This window comes from Bacillus sp. GMs2/2 (assembly GCF_050172095.1).
Classification (GTDB): domain Bacteria; phylum Bacillota; class Bacilli; order Bacillales; family Bacillaceae_G; genus Bacillus_A; species Bacillus_A cereus.
This window is the reverse complement of sequence record NZ_JBNLYE010000522.1, coordinates 1-2,254: the sequence shown is the minus strand read 5'-3', so window position 1 is coordinate 2,254 and position 2,254 is coordinate 1. Positions and strand designations below refer to the sequence as shown.

The following is a 2,254-nucleotide window of genomic DNA, read 5'->3' as shown; positions in this document are numbered from 1 at the left end:
AAACCTAAGTCGTTTCGACTTAGGTTTTTTTGTGTTTATTTTTATTATTTTAAATTTAAAGGTAAGAATTACCTTTATAAGAATATAGTCCAGATGTAACAAGAATGTTTGTGATCTTATATAAAAAGGTTATATGAAAAGTAGCAATCTAGCTCTTTTAACATAACCTTTTGTGTTTTTAAAGGATTTTACATTAGAAAAAATCTATAATTAAGGTAGTTAACATATATTTTTGATGGGTGTGGGGGATTATGAAAGAAATATGCATGTTATTAGTGGCTGTTATATTATGGGGCACAGCCATTGCGCCAACAAAATGGGCGTTAGAATCTATTCAGCCGTTTACTTTGTTGTTTATTCGTCTTTTCTTTGCAGGTGGAATTTGTATGCTATTCTCATTTAAGCAACTACAAAAATCAGTTGTACATAAAAAAGTTCCATGGAAAAGAATGAGTTTGTTAGCTTTTACCGGTGTAGCTGGTTATTTTATGTTTACATCCTACGGTATTTCTTTAACCAGTGGATTACATGTGAGTATTATAGATGCTGCATTACCATTAGTTACAATTCTTTTTTCAGCACTCTTTTTGAAAGAGAAAATTCGATTGAATTATTGGATAGGAATTATATTGGGTGCTATAGGAGTACTCTTTATTACGATTCCATCTAAAAGTGCTAATCAAGAAGTGTCTTTAATAGGAGATATACTGATATTATTAAGTACTTTTCTATTTGCTTTCTACACAGTTTTGCTAAAACGGCCAAAACAAGAACAGTATTTATCAAACGAGGTTTTTACAACATTAACTTTAATTATTGGAGCTGTTATTCTCTTACCGTTTGCACTGGTAGAAATTTTTTATTACGGTCTCCCAAAGGTTGAAACTTGGAAAACGGGACTTAGTGTAATATACCTTGTTATTGGAGCAACAATTTTAGCATATTGGTTTTGGAATAAAGCGCTAGAGAGAGTTTCAGCATCAGTAAGCGGATTATATTTAAATGCATTACCATTAATAAGTATTGTTACTTCAATTATTCTATTAAATGAATCTCTGACATGGAGAGTAATAATGGGAGCGAGTTTAGTTTTAATCGGAGTAGGATGGGCGGATAAGCAAAAGTTATGTAATCTATTAAAAGGTAACAAGGTGGAGAATAGAGACTGTTAAACAGTATGATTTATATAATTGAAATGTTAAAAAGATACCTTATATATGAGGTATCTTTTTTATTTAGCAAAGATAATAGACTAAAGTTAGTATGGATATTCTTTGCTGTATTTATATGTGTCGAAATCATTTTGAAATATTGTTTGGACAAGTTGTATACATTCAGTATCATAAAAGCTCTCAAAACTTGGATGACGTGGAAATAAAGGATCAGTAATATCGCCTTCGCTAAAATCCCCTTTATAAATCATGGCGGGAGTTTGATGATGCCATGATGTTGAGAACTCATTTATTGGTGCGGTTTTTAATTCGAAACGCTTTTCTAATTCTTTCATTTCCTGATCGAAGTTTTCTAAGTATATATAATTGGTCACATATTCTTCTTCACCAGCTATATATTGTTGTGTGAAATGTGGGTTAATATCACTTGCGTGAGCTCCTTTCATAAATAGATAGTATAGAAATTGTTTAAATGAGATCCCTTTGGAGGAATTTTCATCTTGATATAAAAACTTTCGGATGGGTTTCCATTCGGGATGTTCCATATAAGGAGGTCCAATTAAGGATACGAAAGAACTGACTGCTCTCCTATAAGGGTTACGAACAAGTTTAAAAGTTTCTTTTTGTTTTTCTCGTAGAGCTATTCCTAGTCGTACACTATAGGCAGGTGTACTTTTGTATATATCATATTCATAATTATGAATGAAAGGACTATAACTTAGAGCGGTTTGTAATAAATCAATCTGGTAAAAGAACCACTTAGCAAGAGAAGTACAACCGCTTTTTTGACTCCAAAATAGAATGATTGGAAACTTCCTATGATAGTGTGGGCTTCTTGAATGGGAGCTTATGATGTGTAATAAAGAAGGATTGAACAAGTTCTACACTCCTTTCAGTTATCTTATTGATATGTATGAGAAATAAAAGGGGGGTATGAGAGTCTTTTTCATCTTTTTTAAAAAAATGAAAGATTAATATTGACTATTATTATATAGAGGTGTAATATAGGACAAGTCGCTGATGACAATAACATCGCAAGTGACAAACGAAATGAAAAACTTAGTTGACATTGAAAGATGAAA

Annotated in this window: 2 protein-coding genes; one reads left to right on the top strand and one right to left on the bottom strand. The window is 31.6% G+C overall.

The window, feature by feature from the left end; all coding sequences use genetic code 11:
• Nucleotides 1-251 precede the first annotated feature (251 nt).
• A complete protein-coding gene (locus ACQGS6_RS26900) occupies nt 252-1,172 on the top strand; it encodes a DMT family transporter (RefSeq protein WP_000658284.1) in 921 nt (306 codons plus the stop codon).
• An 86-nt stretch (nt 1,173-1,258) separates the two neighbouring features.
• Here the strand turns inward: ACQGS6_RS26900 and ACQGS6_RS26895 are convergent, their stop codons facing one another.
• Nucleotides 1,259-2,050, bottom strand: coding sequence for a sulfotransferase family 2 domain-containing protein (locus ACQGS6_RS26895; RefSeq protein ID WP_426965906.1), 792 nt, complete (start codon nt 2,048-2,050; stop codon nt 1,259-1,261).
• Nucleotides 2,051-2,254: the final 204 nt, after the last annotated feature.

Excerpts from the sequence above, each read along its gene's own strand:
- ACQGS6_RS26900 (WP_000658284.1), top strand. The coding sequence starts at position 252 with ATGAAAGAAATATGCATGTTATTAGTGGCTGTTATATTATGGGGCACA.